The organism is Gymnodinialimonas ulvae (assembly GCF_037543845.1).
In the GTDB taxonomy this organism is placed as follows: domain Bacteria; phylum Pseudomonadota; class Alphaproteobacteria; order Rhodobacterales; family Rhodobacteraceae; genus Gymnodinialimonas; species Gymnodinialimonas ulvae.
This window is the reverse complement of record NZ_JBBIFX010000001.1, coordinates 901,786-924,698: the sequence shown is the minus strand read 5'-3', so window position 1 is coordinate 924,698 and position 22,913 is coordinate 901,786. Positions and strand designations below refer to the sequence as shown.

Below are 22,913 nucleotides of genomic sequence, written 5' to 3'. Positions count from 1 at the left end.
GTCACCGCAGCGCTTTTGGACGGGCAGTGACTGTGCGAAATCCGATCCAGCCTTGAATTGAGCCAATGCGGTGGAATTGGCGCTCATCGGCGGCCATGGTGGCGTTGAAGGGATGCAAGTCATCAACCGGGAAGTCTTTCGCTGGGATTTCATGGCGCTGTTTCTGGGCACGGCGGCCAACTCACTCGCCATCGCAGGCTACGGTGCCTTCCGCGTTTCCGGACCTGCAGGGACGCTCATCATGCTGGCAGGTTTGACCTACCTGATCGGCTGTTTCGGTGTCACCGTCTTCTGCAACGTCCCGATGAACGAGGCTCTGGCGGGCATGGAGATGTCGTCTGACATCACTCGCGACTACCGGCTCCAGATCTACGTGCCGCGCTGGACGTTCTGGAACTCAGTTCGGACAATCGCTTGCGTCGTTTCAGCTGCACTGCTGCTATGTGGTATCCTCTGGATAACCCTGGCCCAGAGCCCGCCCGTGTGATGGTACGGCGAAAAGGGGCGGCTCGGGTCACGATGGTGACGTCTGTGCGACCTCTTGGGCCTCTCCGAACGCGTGACTGAGACTCGATTTGATTCAGCAAAGTATTGGCAGTACTCGAACGACAGCCACCTACTCTGCAATGGGCACCCCGAGAAAGTGATCCTCAATACGGGTTATTGCGCAGCCTGTTGTGTCCTCAACCATGCGCTAGGCATAGGTTTCCAGGTTTTCTGCAGCAACGCAACGCTGTATTGACTGGCTCACAAGGCCATTTCGCGCGGCGCGCGCGCAACAAGATTTTGAAATGTCCGGAATGGGCGCGCCTCTGGCATTCGCCGCCGAGCAAAAGAAGGTCCGGTTCTGGCAATTGCGTCGCACTGCGCGTTGATCGTTGGACAGAGGAGCATAGGGGAGCGAACCTCGTGTTGAAATGTCAGGGGTTGGTGTGAAGATGTCGAGTTGTCGAAAGATCACTTTCTTCGGGATTTTTGTACGCCCATGAGGGTCAGGCTAGGGCAGTGGAGCAGGGCCTCGAGATCATTGTCCCACCCAAAACCGCCGTTCACCAGCCCTTGCGCTCGGGGGGCTAGACTGCCCCAATTGGTGTGAAGTATGCGTGCAGCTAGGACGCGAAAGGCGGATCGCGCACCATGGGAGACACAGGAATGGCCAAAAACTCAGCCACTGCGGCAGCGAGATTATCTTGCGCACCCATGATGGATGGGACGGGTACTTTCATAATTTCAGAAGGTTAAGTGTCGTCGTGTGCACTACGTGTGCAACATGAGATCGCCCTTTGGCGCGCTGCGTCGGGCGTTTTACGGGCGCGCGGGTTTGGATAAAATGAAGCGCGTTGGGACCAAAATAACCCAAGAACCACACCAACCTTGTAGCGGGACTTACCCAGTCGTCCTGTGTCGCGCTGATCAAGAACACCGGTGATTCAGGACGGGCTTGGGGCAGGGGCCCAAAACAGCCGGTTTTCTTTGGCTAAGCCCCGATCAATCAATGCCTTTGGGGAAGTCATTGGCGAAAAAGTCGATTGGTTCTTTCATTGCGACCCAATGGTGTCGGGGAATGAGCGGCGCGATCGGCTATGTTGATCTTGGTCGCCATGGTGAATTTGCGACGCTCTGTCATCTTTGATCCGCGATCCCAAGTCAGCGATCTATTGATCACCCTGGTCAATATTCGCGGATGCTTGATGAGGGTGGTGATGACGTGCCCCTAATCGCCGTCGTTTCCCCTGGGACGTCTTTCCAGCTTACCCAAAACATCATCTGTATCTTGGCCCAACACCTGCATTGTCCCGCGCGGGGTATGCGCCGTGACTTGCCCAATTCGGAACGGAAGCCCCGGGACGTTTACGCCGGTGGCAGGATCTTCGTGCAAGTAGCCGCGTTCGATCGAATGGCGCTGAGACAAACTTTCCGGCAACGTCCGGATCTTGGCGACGGGCACACCCGACCCGGCAAGATGGTCTTCCCAGTAATCAGCGGTTCCGTGCGACAGGGCGGCGATGATCTCCGTTTCCAACTGTGCCGCATGTGCATTGCGGGCCGCGCGTTGGGCGAACCTGTGATCCTTGAGCCAACTCTTTCGTCCCAAGCCAATCGCGAGGGCGCGAAACTGGCTTTCTTCATTCACCCCAAGGCTCAGCACCCCTTCCTTGCACGGAAAACTCCCGGCGCCGGGGCTGCGGCTGTTGGCGGCGTTTCCGCGGGGTCCGGGCGCGTGGCCCGTCGCCTTGTAGTCGGTGATGGTGGAACTCATGAGAGTATAGGCGGTCTCCAGCATGGAGACGTCTATGAAGGTGCCTTGCCCCGTGCGTTCGCGTTCAAAAAGGGCCGCAGAGACGGCAAAGCCGGCAGCCAGCGCGACCGAGTAATCCATGATTGGCGCACCGGTGCGCAAAGGCCCCGTTTCAGTCGTTCCCGTCAGGGTCATGATACCCGAAGCCGCCTGGATGTTGACGTCATATGCAGGCGCATCCGCCTTCTCTCCGCCGCGCCCATAGCCCGTCATCGCGCAGTGGATCAGGCGCGGGTTGAGGGCCAGCGTGTTGGCTTCGTCAAACCCCAGGCGTTTCAGGGTGCTTGGCCGATGGTTTTCCACCAGGACGTCCGCAGACCGCAGCAGCTCTTGCATCGCCAGGCGCCCGTCCGCCGTCTCCAGATCCAGCGCGACAGAGCGCTTGCCGGCCGCTTGGGTCAAATAGGCGGTGCTCATCCCCCGCGCTGCACGGTCCTTGTCGGTTCCGCCGCGATGGCGCATCGCGTCGCCGCGGTCGGGGTGTTCCACCTTGATCACATCCGCCCCTAGCAGGCCAAGATAGTAGGCGCAGGCGGGTCCGGCGAGAACATGCGTGAAGTCAATCACCGTGATGCCGGCAAGCGGGCTTGTCATGGGGTTCCTCTGCAAATGTAGATCGGGCTGGACCATGCGACGTGGCCATCCTCCAGCGACACGCGCGCAAAAATGGCGCGTTCGCCCACGGTGGGAAGATCGACGGACCGGGTGAGAGAGAGGGTGGTCTGGTCCAGCACGTCGGGCAGGCGCTGAACCGACAAGGTCTTGTCGATGCCCCCGCAGTCCAGAACCACCGGATCCACGCCGATGTCAGACAGCGCAAGCCGCAAGGTGCCGAGGTTGGTTTCCACCTTTATCTCTGCACCGGCTTCCACCTGCGCCAACCATACGTCGATCGCCGAAAAGCCCCCCGTGGTCACCGTGACCCAATCGATCTGATCCGGTGCGGTCAGTTGGGGTTGCTTGTCCGGATTGTAGTAATTCACCGCTGCGATGCGGGTGGCGCATGCCCCAGTCAGTCGCGCTTGCCCGGTCCACTTCACAAGGCGCCCGCGACCACGGGTTTCCTGCCCCTTGCAAATGATGCGCACACGCGCGCCGATCTCCGCTTCGTCAAACGGTTGAACTGTTTCAAGCAGGCGCGTCCCATCGAACAATTGCACCCGCTCTACCGGCGATGTGGCAGAAACCTCGACGGAGATTTGCGCCGTTGACGTGTCGGTGCGGACGATATCGCCCATGATCGCGGTGGACTGCCAGACAAAGGCGTTGGGCTCGAAATCGGGGTTGCGCGTGTAGACCTGCGCTGGGGCGTCGAACGCCATGTCGGCTGACAAGAAAAGACGCGTCCCGGTCGTTGCGTAGTGGTGCCTGCGGCGGAACTCTTCAAAGAGGTCGTCGCGGGTCAGGGAGGGTAACAGATGGCAGGTCAGCCCGCCGTAGCTGCCGAACTTCGCGTCGCCCGGATAGCTGGCCCCTGGCCGTCCCTTGTGGCCGTCGCTGCCCGCCACGATACCGATGCGATGGCCGTTCTGAAGGCTCTGCTCCACGATCCAGTCAAACGTGCCCCAGGACGAATGCACCTCGACCGATGGCTCCAATCGCGCATCGTGTGCGTAGGACACATCGGCGAACCGTCCGCCGACATGGGGTACGACGATGACGTCTTCCCCCTGCAAGGCGCCGAACAGATCTTTGACGTCGTGGCAGTCCGTTTCAGGCCGCGTCGTGTCGGAAATCAGCGCGCGGCTCGAGCGGTAGATGGGCCGCCCCTCGGTCCGATACCAGATGTTGTGATCGCCCCCCAACCCTGTGTTGCCCGACCATTCGTAGCCCGGCAGGCACAGGAACTGTCCTTCGACGTTGAACTCGGCAGCGAGGGCATTGATTTCATCCCAGAACGTGTCTGACACTTGGAAATCGTTGGCCTGATGTCCGGTGATATCAACGAAGCTGCGATCGCGGGCAAAGGTGAAGTATTCACGCGCCGTACCGGTCCCGATGCTTTCACCCGATTGGCCGTGCATGTCGGACCAATAATGCGCGAAGGGGCTGTCGGCGATGCGCATGGGGTTGGAGGTTGCCAAAAGACTGTCGCCATCGGTGACCTCAATCCTGTAATCGCCGGGCGCGGTGATCTTGAGATCGTCCATCACGACGGAGAACTGGCCTTTCGCAAGCGCCACCTGTTCAGGCAAACCATCAATCGATGGCGTTGCGCTCAGGCGTAATCGGCGTTCGAACTGGTCGCTGGGGTTGCCCCAACGATCTTCGCCTTTGGCGATGAACCGGAAGGGTTCGCCGGGGCGGCGCAGCGTCGGCAGGATGGCTTTCCAGATCACGGGGGGGCCGGGCACGATGGCGACCGTAGGGTGGTGTTCCTCCAGCACGGGCGTGTAATCGACCGAGGCAAAGGCATCGACCGTCACCCGAAACTGGAACGCGCTTTCGCAATGGGTCTGCATGCGCACACCCGGTGAGCCCTGCCTTGTGTCGCCGATGCGGAAGGTCAGTGTATCATCGGGCCGCAAGAAACCCTTGCACAGCACGGTGATGCAATTGCCCCAGGGGCGGATATTGCGCTTGTACTCGAACGCGTACTCTATCGGCGCGCCGTTGGATGCCTCTACCGTCAGATACCCCGGCGCGCTTGGGTCCGTGGTCTGCAAAGGCGTCATGTCAGAATGGGTGCGCATTGCCACGCGCACGCCCCCCAGATCATCGATCCCGAACTTGCCCGCCGTGTAGACCAGCGTGAAACTGGCCATGCTGCCTGCGACCACGGGGGTTGTGTCGATCAGCTTTGTGTGACCCATCAGGTCGGGGCGGTAGGAATGATCAGGCATCTTTGAGCGAAGCCTCCTTGGCAGCCGCGCTGAGGCTGCGGGCGCGGAAAAAAAGCGCGGCGATCCCGATGACGAGGAAAGCCAGCGCGACGGGGCGGGTGACAAAGATCAGCAGGCCGGCGTCGGACAGGAGCAGGGATTGGCGAAACGTCTCTTCCGCGCCGCCCGCCAGCACGAAACTGATCACGAACGCGGCCGCGTTGAAGTCATACTTCTTCATCAGCCACCCGGCGAACCCGGCGGCGACCATGACGTAGACGTCAAAGAGGTTCCCCCGCGACGCATAGGCCGCCACGAAAGAGGTGAGAAAGACGATAGGATAGAGGATGTCCGTAGGGATCTTGGTGATGAACCGCCCGACAAAGGACGCGCCGAAGTAGCCGACAAGGCCGTACATCGCGATCCCGATAAGACCGCAGGCGAAGAGGTTGAAGACCAGTTCGCGTGACGTGATGAACAGCGTCGGGCCGATCTGGATGCCGTGGATAAGGAACACGCCCACCAGGATCGCGCCGATCGTCGAGCCTGGAATACCCAGGGTCAGAAGGGGCGCCATCGATGGGCCGGAGACGGCGTTGTTGGCGGCTTCTTGTGCCGCGACGCCCTCCAAGGCACCGGTGCCCCATTGGTCTGCGTCCTTCGCGCGTCGCTTGCCTTCCCCGTAGGCGACAAACGCCGCGATGGAGGACCCCATGCCTGGAAGCACGCCGATGAACGATCCGATGAAAGACGATCGAATGACATGGGGCACGCAGGGTCTGAATTCGGGCCAGGTCAGGCGATTGCGCGCCTTCGCGTCGGCATCGCTTTCGTCCACGATCTCGACCTTGTTCCCGCGCGCTTCCAGCTGCGAGAAGACTTCCCCCAACACGAAAATACCGATCATCAGCGGCACGAGCGAAATCCCGTTCGTCAGGTCAAAGCTGCCGAAGGTGAAGCGTTCCTCTGATGAGATCGGATCAATGCCAATCATGTTGATCAAAACCCCCAACGCCGCCGAGGCCAGCCCGCGTGTGATCGATTTCCCGATGACCGACCCGATCACCACGAAAGCGGCGAAGTAGATGGCAAAAAGCTCCGGTGGGCCAAGCCTGAGGGCGATGGCCGCAATGAAGCCGACACCCACAATCAACAGGATTTCACCGGTATAGTCGCCGATCACAGAAGATAACGTGGCCACTTTCATCGCCTTGGATGCCTTGCCCTGTTGCGCCAGAGGGTAGCCATCGAGCTGCGTGGCAGCCGATGCCGCCGTGCCTGGCGTATTGAACAGGATCGCTGCGATGGAGCCGCCGTAGCGACCCGATTTGCCGATCACGTAGAGGAAGGCGAGGGCCACCAAGGGCTCCATGTAGAATGTCAGCGGCAGCAGCATCGCGATGGCGGCGGATGCGGTCAGCCCGGGGATCGCGCCCACGACCATTCCGATGATCGCCGCCGCGAAGACCCAGAGCATCAGTATGGGGTCTGTCGCGACGGCGCCCAAGGCTACGAAGATCTCCATCCGTCAATAGCCTTGCAAGATGTCGAGCAGGTCAAACCATTTGCCGTAGGGCGGGAAAACGCCGAGCAATTCGAAGAAGACCAAATGGTAGATCGCCGGACACAGAAGAGCGGCAAGAAGAAGGGCTATCGGCCGCCGAATGCCGAACACCCATAACGCCAGGGGTGCAACCAATCCGGTACTTAGAAGGTAGCCGATTTTGCTGATCAGCCAGACATAGCCAAGCGCCAATATCAGCAACGCCCAGATGGAAGGATTGACTTTGGTGGGTGCATTGACGCTGGCGATTTGACCGGATCGAAGCTCCAACAAGCCCACGATCGACAGTGCGCCCGATCCCGCAAGCGGAAAGATCCGCGCGCCCCAGCCGCCGCCAGGATCCTTGTCGATCTGGAAACTGGCGACAAGGGCGGCGATGCTGATAACAATCAGCACCGCGCCGATGACGACGCCCTGGCCCAAGCGGCGAGAGGGCGTAACTGTGTTCATTCCTCGGAGATACCGGCGACAATGGGTGCTGCATCATCGCGCAACGCCGCCAGAACAGTCGCGACATCGGCACCCGGCAAGAACGCCGGTGCATTTCCACGCTCGGCCATGCTGTCGATGAAGCCTTGCTCCTGCGTTATCTCCTCAATCGCGTCCTGCATGCCGGTGACAACATCGTCAGGCGTGCCAAGCGGTGCAAACACCACGATGGGTGAAGAGATCAACGGCACCTCGTAGCCTTGTTCGGCGAACGTCGGAACCTCGGTTGCAAAGGCATCGCGGGTGTCAGACACCAAGGCAAGGGTGCGCAATTCGTTGGCAAAACCAGCCGCCTGTTGAATTCCGATCATGCCAAAATCGACCTGTCCGCCAATGACGGCAGCGCGCGTATTGCCGCCGCCACTGAAGGGCACATCCTGCGCTTCCAACCCGGCAGCGTTCAGGAAGCCCTGGCCCGCCACGTGGTGGAAGCCGCCGCGTCCGGTATGAGCCCACCGCAAGGTGCCCGGTGCCTCCTGTATGGCGGCCACCAAATCATCCAAGGTCTCGTACGGGCTGTCCATGGGAACCATAAGCGATGTCGTCAAACGACCGATCTGGGCGACAGGAATGAAGCTGTCGAAGGGGTCCACATCGGTGTGACGCAACAGATACGTCAAGGTTAAGGACCCCGACGACGTCATCATGAAGGTGCTGCCATCGGGACGCGCCCCTGCGGCCTCGGTCGCCCCGGTGATGCCGGACGAACCCGGGCGGTTAACGATCACCATGGGCACGGGAAGGGCGGCTTCCGCCGACTCCGCCAGCGCGCGGCCAAAGCTGTCCGTGCCGCCACCTGCGGAATAAGGAACGATCACGTTGACCGGACGGCGCGGATTCCACTCGGCGAACGCTGCAGTGGACGTCATCGCCAAAGCAGGCGCTGCGAGGCTGAGGTGCAGAAATGATCTACGATCCATCGAAATACTCCTTGTTGGGGATCCGGCATCGTTGGCCGAACACTGGTTTTCGATATCGTAGACGAAAAAAATTGATCGAAAAAATCTTATAATCGGATTACATCTTCGAAAAAGCTGATGACCGTGGATTTCGAAGAAGGAAAGGCACTTGTCATGAACCTCAAGAGCCTGCGCGTTTTCGTAAACGTCATGGATGAGGGAACGCTGGCACGGGCTTGTCACAAGATGAACCTCAGCCAACCGGCCGCAAGCAGGCTCATTCAGATCCTTGAGGCGGAGTTCGACATTCAATTGTTTCACCGTGATCGCAAACGCATGGTTCCGACCCATCAGGCCGATGCGTTCTACCCCCAAGCCGTGCGTATTCTGGCGTCTGTAGACGACCTTCCGGACTTGTTTCAGCAGATCGCAACCAACTCCGCTCCGCCCCTGCGGGTGATCTGCCACCCCAGGATGGTTGAGGGCCTGATCGTGCCGGCCATGGCATGCCTCGTCAAGCTCGACCCGAGCGTCAAACTGAAGCTGGAGGTGCATCCGCGCCGGTATCTGGGTCGCCGCATTACGCACGGCCTCTACGACGTCGGGGTCGCCACATTGCCGTTGCCCGATCAGAACCCCTCAGCGCAATTGCTGGCACAGGCCGAAATGCGGGTGGCGCTACCCGACGCTCATCCAGCAACCCGAAAGCAGGTCCTGACGCCGGACGACGTGAGGGATCTGTCTTATGTTGCGTTAGAAGAGAGTACGAATATGCGCGCTCTGTTAGACCGCCAACTGACCAAAGCTGATGAGCATCTGGACGTCATACACGAAATGTCGACAAGTCTGGCGGCCTGTCGGTTGGTCCGAGAGGGGATCGGTTTCACATTTACCGATTCAATTACACTCAGCCCGGCAGAGCAGCACGGCTTGGCGGTTCGTCAATGGCGGCCTCGCGTGAACATCGACTTTGGATACTTTGTATCCGATACCAACGTTCCACACCCGGCGCGGGCGTCGTTCGTCAAGGTTCTAAAGGAAATGTGCGAGGAAAGGCTGAGGCCGGACAGCGAAATCCGAGAAACCTGAACACCGTGGTCGGAGGCGGCGCATCTGTTGAGGGGAAGGGGGGTGTCCTCGGCCCTTAGCCAACCTTGGAGCATTTGACGAAGAACGGTGGATTTGCGCAACCCAGCCTACTTGATCGAGCCGGGACCGGCGACGCCGCGTTTCACAAGACCTGTGGCCTCAAGACCAAGCTCGCGGTGAGGGTTTCGCCTTTTGCGAGCGGGACCAGCCCGCCCAAGTCTTCCAAGTTGTGGCCATTGGGAAGGTGGCTCATGGGCTCAAATGCAAAATAGTCCGCGTCAGTAGACGGACCCTCTGTAGATCCCGGCGCGTAGAGCTGCGCGACGCGAAAGACTGCATCCGCCTGCACATGTACGGCGATGCCTCTGTCCAGCCATTTGATCCATGCGTCGCCGTCCCAATTTTCGAACGCATTGTTGATCCATCGCCCGGGGAGCGGGGCACCGGTGCGAAAGTCCATATCTGCGGGCGTCGGAACAGGCGGGCCGGACAGATGTCCTGGTAGTTCGTCCATCATGGGCCCCGCGAGGAACTGAAGCACGGTGTTGCGGGTCAAGGGGAAGTAGGGGTGGAAACCGATCCCGAAGGGCATCCTGAGCGGTCCAACGTTCGTGACCGAAAGCGTCAGCGATAGATCCTCTTCGGCCACAGAAATGGACTGGGTCGCTTGATACGCGTAGGGGATTGTCGATCCGACGCAGGCGTGACGCATCTCAACCGTGTCTGGCGTATTCTTGGTCATCTGCCAGTCACTTTGCCAACCCTCGCCGTGCAGGTAGTGCGGATCGTGGGGTGTATTCGGCGTCAAACTGAATGACCGACCTTCGAACCTGAACCCGTTGCCAGTGATGCGATTGCCGAATGGCAGCAGAGGAAAGCAGGCCCGATCGCCAGGTCCGCACCCTTCTGGAGCTGTGCGAAGGATCGGTATCCCTCTCCAAGTGCAACTCAGGATCGCGCCACCATGGAGCGAAAGCGAGGCTTTGAGCCCCCCCAACGCCAGGTTCACACGGTTTGATTCGCTCATTTTTTCCTCCTACCCACCACCGTGTGCGGGCTCGCACTGATATTTTGTTGTTTCATTCCAGAGCGCTGCGGTTTTATAGTACGAATGATCTAAAAAGTACTATCTAAAAATGAATAAATAATATTTGATACCAAATCAGGGAGGAACACATGGCTGACGCGAAAGACAACCAGAGGTCTGGCGGCAGGCTTGCCCCGAATTCAGGTGGCAAGACCGGACGCAAGATGTCCGGGTGCCTGCAAGAATTCGTCCAAGCGGTTGTGTCGGGTGAATTCGCCGAGGGGGCGACGCTCCCCGCTGAAGCCGAGCTGCTGGATCGTTTTGACGTAAGCCGCACAACGCTGCGCGAAACCATGCAATACATGAGCGCCCAAGGTCTGATCCGGTCCCGTCCCCGTGCCGGCACTGTGGTGCAGGCGAAAACGGCTTGGCAAATGCTTGATCCGATCGTCCTTGAAGCGGCCATGAGCGGGGTCCAGGACGCCTCGTTTCACCGGGCGCTGCTGGAGGCTCGGGAGTTGCTGGAACCAGCCGCCGCACGACTGGCCGCAGAACGTGGCGACACCCGTGAGCTGCTCAGGATCGCCGAAGCCTTCGACGCTATGGCCGATGCCGGAGGCCGCGAGAACAACGATTTCAGCAAGTCCGATCTCGATTTCCATACCGCAATTCTCGAGGCCAGCGGCAACTGGGTGTTCGCCCAGTTCGGCATCGCCATTCGAGCGGCGCTTCTGACGAGTTTCCGGAAAACCAATCGCGCAAGCCAATCCTTTGAACAAGCCATCGAGATGCACCGCGTCGTCATGGAAGCAATCCGCATGCGCCGCCCCGACGAAGCTGAGGCTGGGATGCGTGCGCTCATCTCTCTGGCGAAAAGCGACATGGACACCGCCCTTGAAGAAAGCGCGTCGAAAGTCGCGATAGATCCTGCCGGAAAGGGACACACGTGAAGATCACGGGCATCAAGAGCATCGTCTGCAACGCTGAAATGCGGAACTGGATCTTTGTTCGGGTCGAAACGGATGTACCCGGTTTGGTCGGCTGGGGCGAGGCTACCTTGGAATGGAAGACGCGCGCCGTGACGGGAGCGGTCGAGGATCTGGAACCGCTTCTTCTGGGCCAGGATCCCCGCGACATCGAACAATGCTACCAGATCATGATGCGCCACGGGTTCTGGCGCATGGGCGTGATCGGCATGTCCGCGATCAGCGGCGTCGAGATCGCGTTGTGGGACATCCTTGGCAAATCATTGGATACCCCCGTCTGGCGCTTGCTGGGGGGGAAATGTCGGGACTACCTGCGCACCTACACGCACCTCGGCATGGGCCAGATGCAATCGGTCTATGAGACCGAAAGCACGGACGAATTGGTCGCACGCGGGCGTGCCGTTGTGCAGGCGGGATACGACGCGGTCAAAGTCGTCTCGATCCCTTATGCCGCCTATACTGCGCCAATTCGGGCCATCGATCAGGTCGGAGAATCGATGGACGCGCTGCGCTCGGCCCTGGGTGACGACGTTGACATCATGGTCGACTTCCATGGGCGTCCTGCATCCGCCGCGTTGGCCCGCGAGTTCCTGAAAGTGATTGCCCCGTCGCGCCCCCTCTTCGCCGAGGAACCGGTTCCCCCTGAGAACATCGACGCCCTTGCCGAATTGACCCGCACGTCCCCGGTGACGATTGCCGCTGGCGAACGATTGACGGGACGGGTCGGTTTCGACGCCGCGTTGAAGAAACAGGCCTTCCAGATCGCGCAACCCGACATCTGCCATGTCGGTGGGCTTTGGGAGGCGAAGAAGATCGCCTCGCTATGTGACACAGCTGGCGTCGGTGTGGCCCCGCACAATCCGCTGGGTCCCATAGCCGGGATCGCAGCACTGCATTTCGGGATCTCGACGCACAACCACATCATTCAGGAAGAGATGGTCGGCGCGGTTCCCTGGTACGATGATGTCGTCACTTGGCCCATCGACCGTGTTCCGGGCCGTTGGGACCTGCCCGAAAAACCAGGCCTCGGGCTTGAGGTCAACGAAGACGAAATCGCCTGCCATCCGTTTGAACAGGAAGTCCTGCACGCCCGCAACGCCGTTCTGGCGGACGGCACTGTGGTGGATTGGTGATCACGATGAATGGAAGACTTCAGAACAAAGTGGCCATCGTCACCGGAGCCGGGCAAGGCATAGGCGCGGCGATCGCCCGGGCTTATGCCGACGCGGGCGCAAAGGTTGTCGTGGCAGAGTTGCGTGCGGAGACCGGCAATGGGGTCGCTGCCGAAATAGGTGGTTCGTTCATCCAAACGGACGTCACCAAGCAAGCGGATGTTGAGCGCTGTGTCGCGCATACCCTTGAGCGGTTCGGGCGCATCGATGTTCTTGTGAACAACGCAGGGGCCAATGTCTTCCACCGCCCACACGAGATGCCGAGGTCTGAATGGGCGCGCTGTATGGCGCTTGATCTTGAAGCCTGTTGGGCGATGGCCGAAGCAGTTCTCCCGACCATGCGTCAAAAGGCGACGGGTGCGATTGTAAACATCGCCAGCAGCCACAGCTTCAAGATCATTCCGCATACGTTTCCTTACCCGGTGGCCAAACACGGGCTCATCGGGATGACACGAGCCCTTGGGATTGAATATGCCGCCGATGGCATTCGCGTGAATGCCATCGCCCCCGCATATATCGATACCGAAATCGCCCAAGCCTATTGGGCGGGTTTCCCAGATCCCGCAGCCGAACGCCTCAAGGCTGAGAAGTTGCATCCTCCCGGTCGGATTGGACGGCCAGAGGAAGTCGCCATGACTGCGGTGTTTCTCGCTTCAGACGAAGCACCCTTCATCAATGCCGAAACGATCATCATCGATGGAGGACGTTCGGCACTGTTTCACGACTAATAATCGTTAGAGCACTCTAAGGGAGGAAATCTCATGAATATCAAGATGATGACGGCAATGGGTGCCGTCCTGCTGGCCCCAGTAGCAGCACATGCGGACGAAGACATCAGGATCGGGTACATCAACAAGATGGGCGACCATCCGTGGTTCGTCGCGGAAGTGGCAGGCGCGGCGGCTGCCGCGGAAGCCGGTGGTGCCGAGTTCATCAGCCAGGACGTCCAGTTCAACGCGGACCTGACGATCACAACCCTCGACACCATGATTGGCGATGGCGTCGATGGAATTGCGATCGTCGTTCCCGACCGGGCGCTTGGTCCGATTGTGGCCGCTCGGGCTGCCGAAGCCGGCATCCCGCTCATTGCGGTCGACGATGACATTGTCGACCAAGATGGTAACCCGGTCCCTTATGTCGGCCTGAACGCATTTGCGATCGGTGAGCGTGTCGGCGAGGCGTTGGCGGCGTTCTACGAGGAATCAGGCTGGGAACCCGGCTCAGTCGGTATCGTCTCGATTGAAGATCGTCGGGCGGACACCTGCATGCAGCGCAACGGCGGGGCCGAAGCAGCTCTTCTGGCCAACAGTGATCTCACCGAGGATCAGATCGTGCGCGCCGCCTATGACAACAGCATGGTCAACGCGATCGACGTCATGACGACAACTCTGACCGCCAATCCGCAATACGACAACTGGATCTTCTACGCCTGCAACGATGACGGAGTACTTGGCGCGGCGCGTGCCATGGAGAACTCCGGTTATCCCGCGGAAACCGGAATGGGGATCGGCATCGACGGAAGTCGTGCCTGCGATGCGTTCGGCAACGGCCGGGAGTCGGCCTATCGCGGCACCATGTGGCTCAACTCCGAGAACCACGGTCGCGACGCGGTCAACCTACTGCTTGCATCGATCCGCGATGGGGCTCCATTGCCAGAGGCAACCTATTCCGATCCGGAATTTGTGACGTTTGCAAATTTCGGTGACTATCGCGACCGCCTTTGTAACGGATGACGCGACGGAGCGGGCAATCCTCCCATGCCCGCTCCAACTTCTTTCACAAGATGTATGAGGAACTCCAATGCCGGACGCATTTGTAAGCACCCGAGGCCTCACAAAGCACTTCGGGCCCGTGCAGGCACTGACCGACATCTCGTTTGACGTCAAACTCGGCGAAGTGCTGGCTTTGGTTGGCGAAAACGGCGCCGGGAAGTCGACTCTTATGCGTTTGCTTGAAGGGGTGTTTGCTCCGACGCGTGGCGAGATCCAGGTTGAGGGGCGGACAGTCGAATTCAGTCAGCCCCGAGATGCCCATCAAGCGGGCATTCGCGTGATCCACCAGGAGCCGGAGATCGTGCCGGATCTGACTGTGGCGGAAAACATTTTCGCAGGGGATTTGCCGCGCAAGGCAGGCCATTTTCTCGATTGGAAGCGCCTGATGCGCGAAACGGCTGCGCTGCTCAAGAAATTCGGCATCGAACGCGAACTGCATCCGCGGCAGATGTGCGGTGGCCTGGGGCCTGCTCAGCGGCAAATGATCGAGATCATGCGCGCGGTTCAAGCCGGTGGTAGGCTCGTGGCATTCGACGAGCCGACGTCGTCGTTGACGGATGAAGAGACACAACGCCTCTTTACGATCATCCGCGACCTTCGCGGGCAGGGCGTTGCAATCATCTACATCTCGCACCGATTGCCCGAAATTACCGCATTGGCAGACCGGGTGGTCGTCCTGCGCGACGGGTTGCTTGTCGATGATCTGCCCGCAGAAGGCGTGACAGAATCCCAGATCACCCGGCTCATGGTCGGCCGTGAATTATCCGAGATGTTTCCGGACCGAAAATCGAGCGACGGTTCAGTTGTTCTGAAGGTCGACGCGATGAACACGGAGCACGTCCACGACATCTCTCTTGAGCTTCGCGCGGGCGAAGTCCTCGGCATCGGCGGATTGATCGGCGCTGGCCGATCCGAGCTTGCGAAAGGCATCTTCGGGTTCCATCGCCGCACTGCCGGGACCGTCATGGTAAACGGCACCGAATTACCTTCCGGTGACACTGCCGCAGCGATCGCCGCAGGGATCGGGTTTGCGCCGGAGGATCGCAAGGAAGAGGCTTTGCTGTTGATGCAGACAATCCTTGAAAACTCTGTCCTCTGCGTGCCTGAGAAGGTGTCCAGCCGCGGGTTCTATGACCGTCGCAAGGCCCTCGCCTTGATTTCACAGATTTCCACCAAGATGCGGCTCAAGGCTTCTTCGCTGGACGCCCCGGTGACATCCCTGTCTGGCGGCAACCAGCAGAAGGTCGTCCTGACCCGGTGGCTTGCCTGTGACCTCAAGATCCTGATCCTCGACGAACCCACCCGCGGCATCGACGTGGGAGCACGGTCCGAAATCTATGACCTCATTCGCAAGCTGACCGATCAAGAGGGCCTCGGCGTCATCGTCATCTCTTCAGAGATGCCGGAACTTCTCGGTCTTTCAGACAGGATCGTGGTGATGGCGGATGGCCGCATCAGGGCTGCGTTCTCGCGTGAAGACGCGAATGAAGAAGCAATTATGCAAGCCGCTATTCCGCACGGATCTGCGGCGGCATGAAACAATATTCGGGAACAAACCAATGACCACCATCACAAAAGACAACGACGCCCCAGGCGCATCATTCCTGCACCGATTGATCGAACGCGTGGGAATTCACAACATCAGCCTGCTGGTTGCACTATGTGCCCTGTTGGTGATTTTCGGCACGCTTCGCGGGGACGTCTTCTTTTCAACCCGCAACCTTCTGAACATCGGAATGGGCGTCGCCATCTTGGGGGTCCTCGCAATTTCGCAGACCGGGGTCATTGTTTCGGGCGGTCTCGACATTTCCGTGGGCTCGATTGTCGGCCTGACGACTGTCGTTACGGCAATGGCTGTGCAGTCGACCGGGTTGACGGGGGCCGGAATTGTGGCGGCACTTGCGGTCGGTGCGGTTGCGGGTTTGGTCAACGGTGTTCTCATTACATACGGGCGGATCAATGCCGTTATTGTGACACTTGGGACAATGGCGATCTTCCGGGGCGTGGCCTTTATTCTGTCGAATGGCCAGTCGATCTCGATCTTTGAGGACAGCTTTCGGTACATCGGCACCAACCGCCTGCTTGGCCTGCCGATCCCGATTTGGGTGTTGATCGCTGTTGCGGTCGGCTTCTACATCTTCATGCACAAAAGCATCGTCGGTCGGAACTACTATGCGATCGGGGGCAACCCCATCGTAGCACGCTTGTCCGGCCTGAATATTCCGCGTTACCGTGTTGGTATCTACGTCATTTCGGGTGTCATGGCCGGAGTTGCCGGTGTGCTTCTGGCCGCACGTACCGGATCGGGCCAGCCGATCTCGGGGTCAGACGGGCTGGAGCTTGAGGCGATCACGGCGGCGTTTCTCGGCGGGTGCGCGATGCAAGGCGGCCGTGGCACAGTCGTCGGTGCGTTGCTTGGCGTAGCCATCATCGGGGTGCTCAACAACGGCATGATCCTGACCGCAGTACCGACGTTCTATCAAATGCTGGCAAAGGGCACGTTGCTTATCCTGGCCGTGTTCCTGGCGGAATACCGACTGAACAAGGCCTGAGAATATCACGAGGTGGGCGCTTCGCCCACCTCCCGTTTTCTCCTTCTCATGCACAGTTCGGCGGTCAAGAAGGTAAGCGCTATGGCCATTGTCGATCCCACGCATGACCTTTTCGGCGGGGTGCACCCACAACTTGCAAGAGGCAGGATATGACTGGCGTTGCGACATGGATTGCCGTCGATTGGGGCACGTCTAACCTGAGGCTATGGGTCATGGGGGATGGCGATACCGTCCTTAAGAAGATCGAAGACCCCCGGGGCATGTCAGTTTTGAAACCCCATGAGTTCGCCGAAGTCCTTGTTGAATTGACTGCCGGCATACCCCGGTCCGACGACGTCCTCGACGTTGTCGCCTGTGGTATGGTCGGAGCACGCCAAGGGTGGCGTGAGGCGCCTTACGTGCCCGTCCCGGGTCGACCGCCAACCGGCGCCAAGGCGATACGCATCGACTTGCCTAACGCGGGATTGCGGGTCTTTGTCCTGCCGGGAATGTCGCAAGATAACCCACCCGACGTCATGCGCGGTGAAGAAACCCAGATTGCAGGGATCCTCGCGGCAGACCCTGATCTGGATGGTCTTGTCTGCATGCCCGGAACCCACTGTAAGTGGGTCGCCTGCTCCCACGGGCGGATTTCGTCGTTTCGCACAACCATGACGGGTGAAGTGTTTGCCTTGCTCAAAAGCCAGTCAACGCTGCGCCATTCGGTTTCCAATGGTCCATGGGAGATGTCTTGCTTTGACGAGGCGGCAAAACGGGCGTTGGCAGAGGACACCACCATCCTTGCCGAACTGTTCTCAATTCGGGCGGGCTCGCTCTTGCATGACGTTGGCAGCGCCGCCTCAACGGCACGTCTTTCCGGGCTTCTTCTCGGCGCCGACGTCCGGCAGGCGAAGCCGTTGCTCGGGCAGGGCGTGGTCCACGTTCTTGGTGACGGTACATTGGCGGATTTGTATTCCAGAGTGCTTGAGCTTCTGCAATGCGAGGTCATTCGCCTTGAGGCAGACACCGTGACCCTTGCGGGCCTTGCAGCCGTCAGAGCCAGCTTACGGGAAGCTGTTTCATGAAACGAAATCCGATTGCGATATTGCGTGGCATAAGCCCCGAAGACGCCGCGGACATCGCCGCCGTGTTGATCGAAGCCGGTATCGACACGGTTGGGGTGCCCTCCAATTCACCGAACCCGTTCGACGGCATCTAAAGGATCGTACGCGCACACGGCACGCATTCTCAGGTCGGAGCCGGAACGCTTTTGTCAACGCAAGACGTCGCCAGATTGGCCAATGCAGGTGGCCTCATCGTGGTTTCGGCGAATTGCGACCCCAAGGTCATCTCTTCCACGCGGTACCTTGGGCTGCAGGCCTATCCCAGTGTTCTGACACCCACAGAGTGCTTCACTGCGATTGATGCCGGGGCAATGGGCCTCAAGATCTTCCCTGCCATCGTTTTTGGACCTTCTGGAGTGAAAGCATTGACGGCTGTGCTGCCAAATCGCATTCCCCTGTTTGCCGTCGGCGGCGCCGTACCTTCTGATTTTGCCTTTGGTTGGACGCCGGGATCCATCCCTTTGGGCTAGGGAGTTTCCTCGTCTCAACCGTCATGTCGCGGTCCGATGTATCACGCAATGCCATGGTGAGCGTCGCAGGATTTGATGCCTGTTTCGAGCATAACGGCTCAGTAGGGTCTTCCCCCTTAATGAAGTGTTCCGGCTTTGCTGCATAAAACGGGTCGGGACATCACTGTGCGACTCCAGCGTGATAGCTGCCCGGAATGCCCATGATGTAATTGTGCCACGCAAGACTGCCAAGCCTTGGAAGCCCGTTCTCGACAGAATTGCTATGCAATTGGCCTGCCGGGCAATGGTCGCCCGAAACGAAGCGGTGGGCCTATCACGTTACTGGTCCGCATCATCTGGCGAGGATGGAGCGGTATTTCGACATGCAGCTCGCGGAAATCCAAGTCCGCATCCACGGCCCGGCAGGCGCACCGCAGGATGCTACAGAGAGGGGCCGTCCTCAACCGTTACACCGCCCGTGGCATACCCTTGACAGAGACCATTGAATGGGTCCGTCCGGGCAAAAGGCGAAGCACGCCTACGCTGTGATTTGTGCAACAACGTCGGCTTCAAGCAAAACCCCGCCCTGTTACCGCCGTTCGCCTGTCTTCGCTCTCGGAGGGGTGGACCGCTCCAATCCGTGTGCAGTATGTGTGCAACATGGCCGCGAGAACCCGATCGCGGACCATAGGAGACCTATGAATGCCCAACAACGCAGCCACCGCGGCGGCGCGTCTATCTTGTGCCCCTATGATGGAAGGTGGCGATTTTGACAGTATTGCAATGAGTTGTGGGTTGGCGTGTGCAGTTTGTGTTCATGTTGTATTCGCTTAGTCGCGGGCAATTTCGTGTTCTTTTCGGTTTGCGGCGTTCGGCATCTCAGTGGTTCTATTCGAAACGTCGGTGAACTGTGCGTTTTGGTTTCAGTGATCATGTCACCGTCGATCCGTTGTCGTTCATGGCATGACCTTTCCAGACTATTGGAGTACTGCCATGAAACCCTTTCAACACCGACCCGCCGACACTTGGTCGCCGCTCTACTTCCTCGCCTCGCTCGGGGCAGGTGGTCTTGCTGTGACTTTCTTCATGTTTTTAATGTTCTGGGTGCCACATCCCGGACAACCTGTTCCTGTGTTCGAGGACATCCTAGCGGCGTTCACACAGGGCAGCATCGCCTTGCAAGCCGCAATCATCGTCGCGGTGACAGGAACCGCCGGATTTGCTTTCCTCAACATCAAGATGTTGATCTGGAACCTCGCGCGCTTGGCGGAGTTCAAAAACACCGACGCCTATGCCAAGCTCATGGGCTCCAATGGCGAGACACAGTTCTTGGCCATGCCTTTGGCACTGGCGATGACAGTCAATGCTGGCTTCATTCTCGGCCTTGTTTTTGTTCCGGGCCTCTGGAGTGTCGTTGAATACCTGTTTCCGATGGCGATGATTGCCTTTGCTTTGATCGCCTATCTCGCCTTCCACCGGATTGGTGCTTTCCTGAGCCGCGTTTTGAGTGAAGGTGGGGTATTTGACGTCACCGCAAACAACTCTTTTGCACAACTTCTGCCAGCTTTTGCGCTGTCCATGACCGCTGTTGGTATGTCCGCGCCTGCGGCCATGAGCACGGTTCCGAACACCGTTAGTATCTCGCTCGTCTTGTCGATTGTCCTCGGTGCCATCGCCGCGCTTTATGCGCTGGTTGCTGCGATCGTCGCTTTCAACTCGATGCTGCATCATGGGACCGCCAAGGAAAGCGCGCCTACATTGATGGTTGTCGTGCCGATCCTGACGATCCTCGGCATCATGACCATGCGGCAGGAGCATGGCCTTCATACGACCTTCGAGGCGCATGGCGGTATGGCCGACAATCTGCTTCTGACGACGACGATCCTGGCGATCCAAGGCGTGTTTCTAGCGCTCGGCCTGTTGGTCCTCAAGCGCCAGAAATACGCAGATGCCTATCTGCGCGGAGACGGCAACTCGGCGGGGTCCTACGCGCTTGTGTGTCCCGGAGTTGCTCTCAGTGTGATGCTGCATTTCTGGATCAACAAGGGTCTCGTTGGGGCCGGTCTTATCGCCAAGTTCGACATCGCCTATTGGTCGCTGACCTCGCTTGCGATCGCTGCGCAGGTTTCAATGATCGTGCTGGTTCTTCTGCTGAACAAACGGCACTTTGGGCGTCCTGCCCATGGCCACGCTGTTCCGGTAGAGTGAACGCGCCCTTGTCAGACGCCCGGCTCAGATGAGCCGGGCGATGGAGGCATAGATGAACATCCATTCCAATATGAGCCAGGACGCATCTCTTGCGCGCGCTGTTCTCGATTCAGGCGGTGTGGTGAGGAGTGCGGATGAGGGGCAGACGGCGTTTCGCTGGCAGGGCCACCCCCGCGCCTTTGTGCTTATCACGCGGGGCAAACTGACCGTTCACTTTCGAACCAAAGGCCGAAACGTGCCTTGGGCAGAATGTCGGGCATCAGTGGGGCAGGATTGTATGCCGGTCACTGCTGCAATTCTGTCGGAACGGGAAATCACGGTCCGCGCGAAATGTATGGGCCCTTCAACCTGGATTGAATTATCTCCGAACAGCCTTGTGTTGCTCGTCCATAGTGACATGGCCTTCAGAAAGGCACTGTTCGCAACCCATGCCAAACGCTTGCCAACCTTCTTCGCCAAGATTTCCACGAAAGAAGGGCTAAGCCTGGATAACCGGCTTGCCGACTGGCTCTTGTGCCACGCGAAGGGCCGCGAGGTTGTCGCCACGCATGGGGACATTGCCAAAGAATTATTGACGGCAAGGGAAGTGGTTTCACGCAGGTTGCGTGACTTTGCCTCTAAGGGCTGGATCGTTCAACAACGTGGCCGGATCCACATTGATGCACCAGCCGCGCTGACACGCCTGTCCAAGGGATGCTTCTCACTGGCCAGCTAAAGCTTTAACACACTGAAATATCTTCAACACACGCCGCATCTGCGCAGGTCATTTTGGTCATGACACATGAAAACCCTGGCGCGGCTCGCAATGACAGGAGGCGCGCGAAAGAACGCATCATCGCGCCGGTCGCGCGACAGCTGAACATCTCAGGATGGCTTTCGGTGGTTGCCGGGGCCCTGTGGCCTGTTCAAGCGGCGGCCATTGCCTGGGCGGTGTCACGTTGGGCATCTGGACAGCCGGCTTTTGGCTCGGCGGTCACAGCCGCCTTGGTTTTCATGGGGTGCGCGATTGTTCGGGCTGCGTTGGAGCACCGGTCGGGTGCGCTTTTGTTTGATGCGGCAGACAAGACAATTGCACGCGAGCGTGAGACCCTCATCTCGCGAGAGGCGCGGGCGCGAACGGAGGCCGGATCAGCTCAGATCGCAGCCCTCGTGGTGCAGAAGCTCCCGCTCTTGCAGCCCTGGATCACGCGCTATCACGTCGCCATGTTGCGCGCGCAGGTCCTGCCCATCCTGCTTCTGCTCTTGGCGTTTTCACAATCCTGGGTCGTGGGCCTGACGCTCCTTGTTGCAGGCCCCCTCATACCCCTGTTCATGGCCTTGGTCGGCATGGCGGCCGAGGACGCCTCAAAGCGCCAGATGACTGAGATCGCATCGATGAACGATATGGTCATGGACCGGCTTTCAGCAATGCTGGACATTCGGCTACTCGGTGCCGTTGATCGCTCTGCAGCCGATTTTGACTTGCGCGCGAACACGTTGCGCGAACGGACCATGGCCGTTCTGCGGGTCGCCTTCCTGTCCTCGACGGTGCTCGAATTGTTTTCAGCGCTTGGTGTCGCGATGGTTGCGGTTTTTGTGGGATTCACGCTGATTGGGGAAATCGGATTTGGCTTCTGGGGGGACGGACTGACCTTGGGGCAGGGGCTGTTCTTACTTTTGATTGCGCCGGATTACTTCCAGCCTCTACGGGATCTCGCGACGGCGTGGCACGATCGTGCTGCCGGATTTGCCGTGGTTGCAGATCTTGATGAGTTGGATGCGGCGGACCGGATCGGGTTTGTGGGCAAGGCCGAGCCATGCACGCCGTTGGCCGGGCCCATAAGCGTCAAGAGCGGGGGCGCGGTCGCACGCGTCGCGGACAGCGAAGTCATGGTGCCGGATTTTTCCTTGTGTGAAGGCCAAAGCGTCGCGCTCGTTGGGCCAAGTGGCGCGGGAAAAACAACGGCTTTGGCTGTGATTGCCGGCTTGGTGCCGCTGGCATCGGGCGACATTGAGGTGAACGGCGGCTCCTTGAATGAGAAAACCGCCGACGCCTGGCGCGCGCGCCTCGCGTTAGTGCCCCAGAGACCGCATTTTCCCGATGAGACGTTACAGGACTGGCTGGACCCAAGAGGAACGGGAGCCAGTCCGACACACGCGCTTCAGATGGCGGGTGCGTTGAACATCGTTGCACGCTTGCCCGAAGGACTGGAGACCCGCCTTGGTGAAAGTGGGGGTGGGGTTTCGGGCGGGGAAGCGCGGCGACTACTTATGGCACGTGCCATCATAACCGGCGCAAGCCTTCTCCTTGCAGATGAGCCGACCGCTGATCTGGATTCCGATACGGCGGATATTATCATCGGGTCGCTCCGCAGTTTCCAAGATGCCGGAGGGACGGTAATTGTGGCAACACATGACCCGAGGTTGGCCGCCGCCATGGATGACCGCATAGAGGTGGCTGGATGAGAAACCTCTTGAGCATTGCAATTCTGCTTGTGAGCGC

The 22,913-nt window shown here is 59.3% G+C and carries 20 protein-coding genes; 14 read left to right on the top strand and 6 right to left on the bottom strand.

The features are described 5' to 3' along the window. The first annotated feature begins 70 nt into the window (after positions 1 to 70). The gene (locus tag V8J83_RS04465) at positions 71 to 487 is read left to right on the top strand and encodes an anthrone oxygenase family protein (RefSeq protein ID WP_339983878.1); all 417 of its coding nucleotides are present in this window, start codon (positions 71 to 73) and stop codon (positions 485 to 487) included. Between the two features lie 1,227 nt (positions 488 to 1,714). On the opposite strand, the gene V8J83_RS04460 is transcribed toward V8J83_RS04465, so the two are convergent. From V8J83_RS04460 to V8J83_RS04440, 5 genes are read right to left on the bottom strand one after another with little or no spacing between them, the layout of a single operon-like run. Beyond that, positions 1,715 to 2,893, bottom strand: a complete 1,179-nt coding sequence (locus tag V8J83_RS04460; RefSeq protein ID WP_339983876.1) for a CaiB/BaiF CoA transferase family protein — start codon at positions 2,891 to 2,893, stop codon at positions 1,715 to 1,717. After that, positions 2,890 to 5,142, bottom strand: coding sequence for a DUF3604 domain-containing protein (locus tag V8J83_RS04455; protein WP_339983874.1), 2,253 nt, complete (start codon positions 5,140 to 5,142; stop codon positions 2,890 to 2,892). Before V8J83_RS04455 ends, V8J83_RS04460 begins: the two co-directional genes overlap by 4 nt. Next, the gene (locus V8J83_RS04450; protein WP_339983872.1) at positions 5,135 to 6,646 is read right to left on the bottom strand and encodes a tripartite tricarboxylate transporter permease; all 1,512 of its coding nucleotides are present in this window, start codon (positions 6,644 to 6,646) and stop codon (positions 5,135 to 5,137) included. Before V8J83_RS04450 ends, V8J83_RS04455 begins: the two co-directional genes overlap by 8 nt. A 3-nt stretch (positions 6,647 to 6,649) precedes the next feature. Beyond that, complete coding sequence (locus V8J83_RS04445; protein ID WP_339983870.1) at positions 6,650 to 7,135, bottom strand: tripartite tricarboxylate transporter TctB family protein; 486 nt, start codon at positions 7,133 to 7,135, stop codon at positions 6,650 to 6,652. Further along, a complete protein-coding gene (locus V8J83_RS04440; protein ID WP_339983868.1) occupies positions 7,132 to 8,094 on the bottom strand; it encodes a Bug family tripartite tricarboxylate transporter substrate binding protein in 963 nt (320 codons plus the stop codon). Before V8J83_RS04440 ends, V8J83_RS04445 begins: the two co-directional genes overlap by 4 nt. 117 nt (positions 8,095 to 8,211) lie before the next feature. Here V8J83_RS04440 and V8J83_RS04435 point away from each other — a divergent pair, with 117 nt between their 5' ends. Next, the gene (locus V8J83_RS04435; protein ID WP_339983866.1) at positions 8,212 to 9,162 is read left to right on the top strand and encodes a LysR family transcriptional regulator; all 951 of its coding nucleotides are present in this window, start codon (positions 8,212 to 8,214) and stop codon (positions 9,160 to 9,162) included. 142 nt (positions 9,163 to 9,304) lie between these two features. Here V8J83_RS04435 and V8J83_RS04430 read toward each other — a convergent pair whose 3' ends face one another. Next, positions 9,305 to 10,189 carry an aldose 1-epimerase gene (locus tag V8J83_RS04430; RefSeq protein ID WP_339983864.1) on the bottom strand — a complete coding sequence of 295 codons (885 nt, stop codon included), beginning with the start codon at positions 10,187 to 10,189 and terminating at the stop codon, positions 9,305 to 9,307. Positions 10,190 to 10,338: 149 nt separating this feature from the next. Between V8J83_RS04430 and V8J83_RS04425 the strand changes: the two genes are divergently transcribed. The 12 genes from V8J83_RS04425 (at position 10,339) to V8J83_RS04370 (ending at position 22,876) form a co-directional block, all read left to right on the top strand. After that, positions 10,339 to 11,139, top strand: coding sequence for a FadR/GntR family transcriptional regulator (locus tag V8J83_RS04425; protein WP_339983862.1), 801 nt, complete (start codon positions 10,339 to 10,341; stop codon positions 11,137 to 11,139). Beyond that, complete coding sequence (gene dgoD, locus V8J83_RS04420) at positions 11,136 to 12,308, top strand: galactonate dehydratase (protein ID WP_339983860.1); 1,173 nt, start codon at positions 11,136 to 11,138, stop codon at positions 12,306 to 12,308. Before V8J83_RS04425 ends, dgoD begins: the two co-directional genes overlap by 4 nt. Positions 12,309 to 12,313: 5 nt before the next feature. After that, a complete protein-coding gene (locus V8J83_RS04415) occupies positions 12,314 to 13,075 on the top strand; it encodes an SDR family oxidoreductase (RefSeq protein ID WP_339985990.1) in 762 nt (253 codons plus the stop codon). A 33-nt stretch (positions 13,076 to 13,108) separates the two neighbouring features. Then, positions 13,109 to 14,080, top strand: a complete 972-nt coding sequence (locus V8J83_RS04410) for a substrate-binding domain-containing protein (RefSeq protein ID WP_339983858.1) — start codon at positions 13,109 to 13,111, stop codon at positions 14,078 to 14,080. 118 nt (positions 14,081 to 14,198) lie between these two features. After that, positions 14,199 to 15,656, top strand: a complete 1,458-nt coding sequence (locus tag V8J83_RS04405) for a sugar ABC transporter ATP-binding protein (protein WP_339983856.1) — start codon at positions 14,199 to 14,201, stop codon at positions 15,654 to 15,656. 22 nt (positions 15,657 to 15,678) lie between these two features. Beyond that, on the top strand, positions 15,679 to 16,671 hold the full coding sequence (locus V8J83_RS04400) for an ABC transporter permease (RefSeq protein ID WP_339983854.1): 993 nt from the start codon (positions 15,679 to 15,681) through the stop codon (positions 16,669 to 16,671). A gap of 149 nt (positions 16,672 to 16,820) precedes the next feature. After that, on the top strand, positions 16,821 to 17,735 hold the full coding sequence (locus V8J83_RS04395; RefSeq protein WP_339983852.1) for a 2-dehydro-3-deoxygalactonokinase: 915 nt from the start codon (positions 16,821 to 16,823) through the stop codon (positions 17,733 to 17,735). Continuing rightward, positions 17,732 to 17,869: a beta/alpha barrel domain-containing protein gene (locus tag V8J83_RS04390; RefSeq protein ID WP_339983850.1), complete on the top strand. Its 138-nt coding sequence runs from the start codon at positions 17,732 to 17,734 to the stop codon at positions 17,867 to 17,869. The genes V8J83_RS04395 and V8J83_RS04390 overlap by 4 nt, the downstream gene beginning before the upstream one ends. Positions 17,870 to 17,944: 75 nt before the next feature. Next, complete coding sequence (locus tag V8J83_RS04385; RefSeq protein ID WP_339983848.1) at positions 17,945 to 18,244, top strand: beta/alpha barrel domain-containing protein; 300 nt, start codon at positions 17,945 to 17,947, stop codon at positions 18,242 to 18,244. Positions 18,245 to 19,216: 972 nt separating this feature from the next. Beyond that, on the top strand, positions 19,217 to 20,431 hold the full coding sequence (locus tag V8J83_RS04380) for a TsoY family (seleno)protein (RefSeq protein WP_339983846.1): 1,215 nt from the start codon (positions 19,217 to 19,219) through the stop codon (positions 20,429 to 20,431). Positions 20,432 to 20,483: 52 nt separating this feature from the next. Then, positions 20,484 to 21,146: a Crp/Fnr family transcriptional regulator gene (locus tag V8J83_RS04375; RefSeq protein WP_339983844.1), complete on the top strand. Its 663-nt coding sequence runs from the start codon at positions 20,484 to 20,486 to the stop codon at positions 21,144 to 21,146. Positions 21,147 to 21,205: 59 nt separating this feature from the next. Continuing rightward, on the top strand, positions 21,206 to 22,876 hold the full coding sequence (locus V8J83_RS04370) for an ABC transporter ATP-binding protein/permease (protein WP_339983842.1): 1,671 nt from the start codon (positions 21,206 to 21,208) through the stop codon (positions 22,874 to 22,876). Positions 22,877 to 22,913 lie beyond the last annotated feature (37 nt).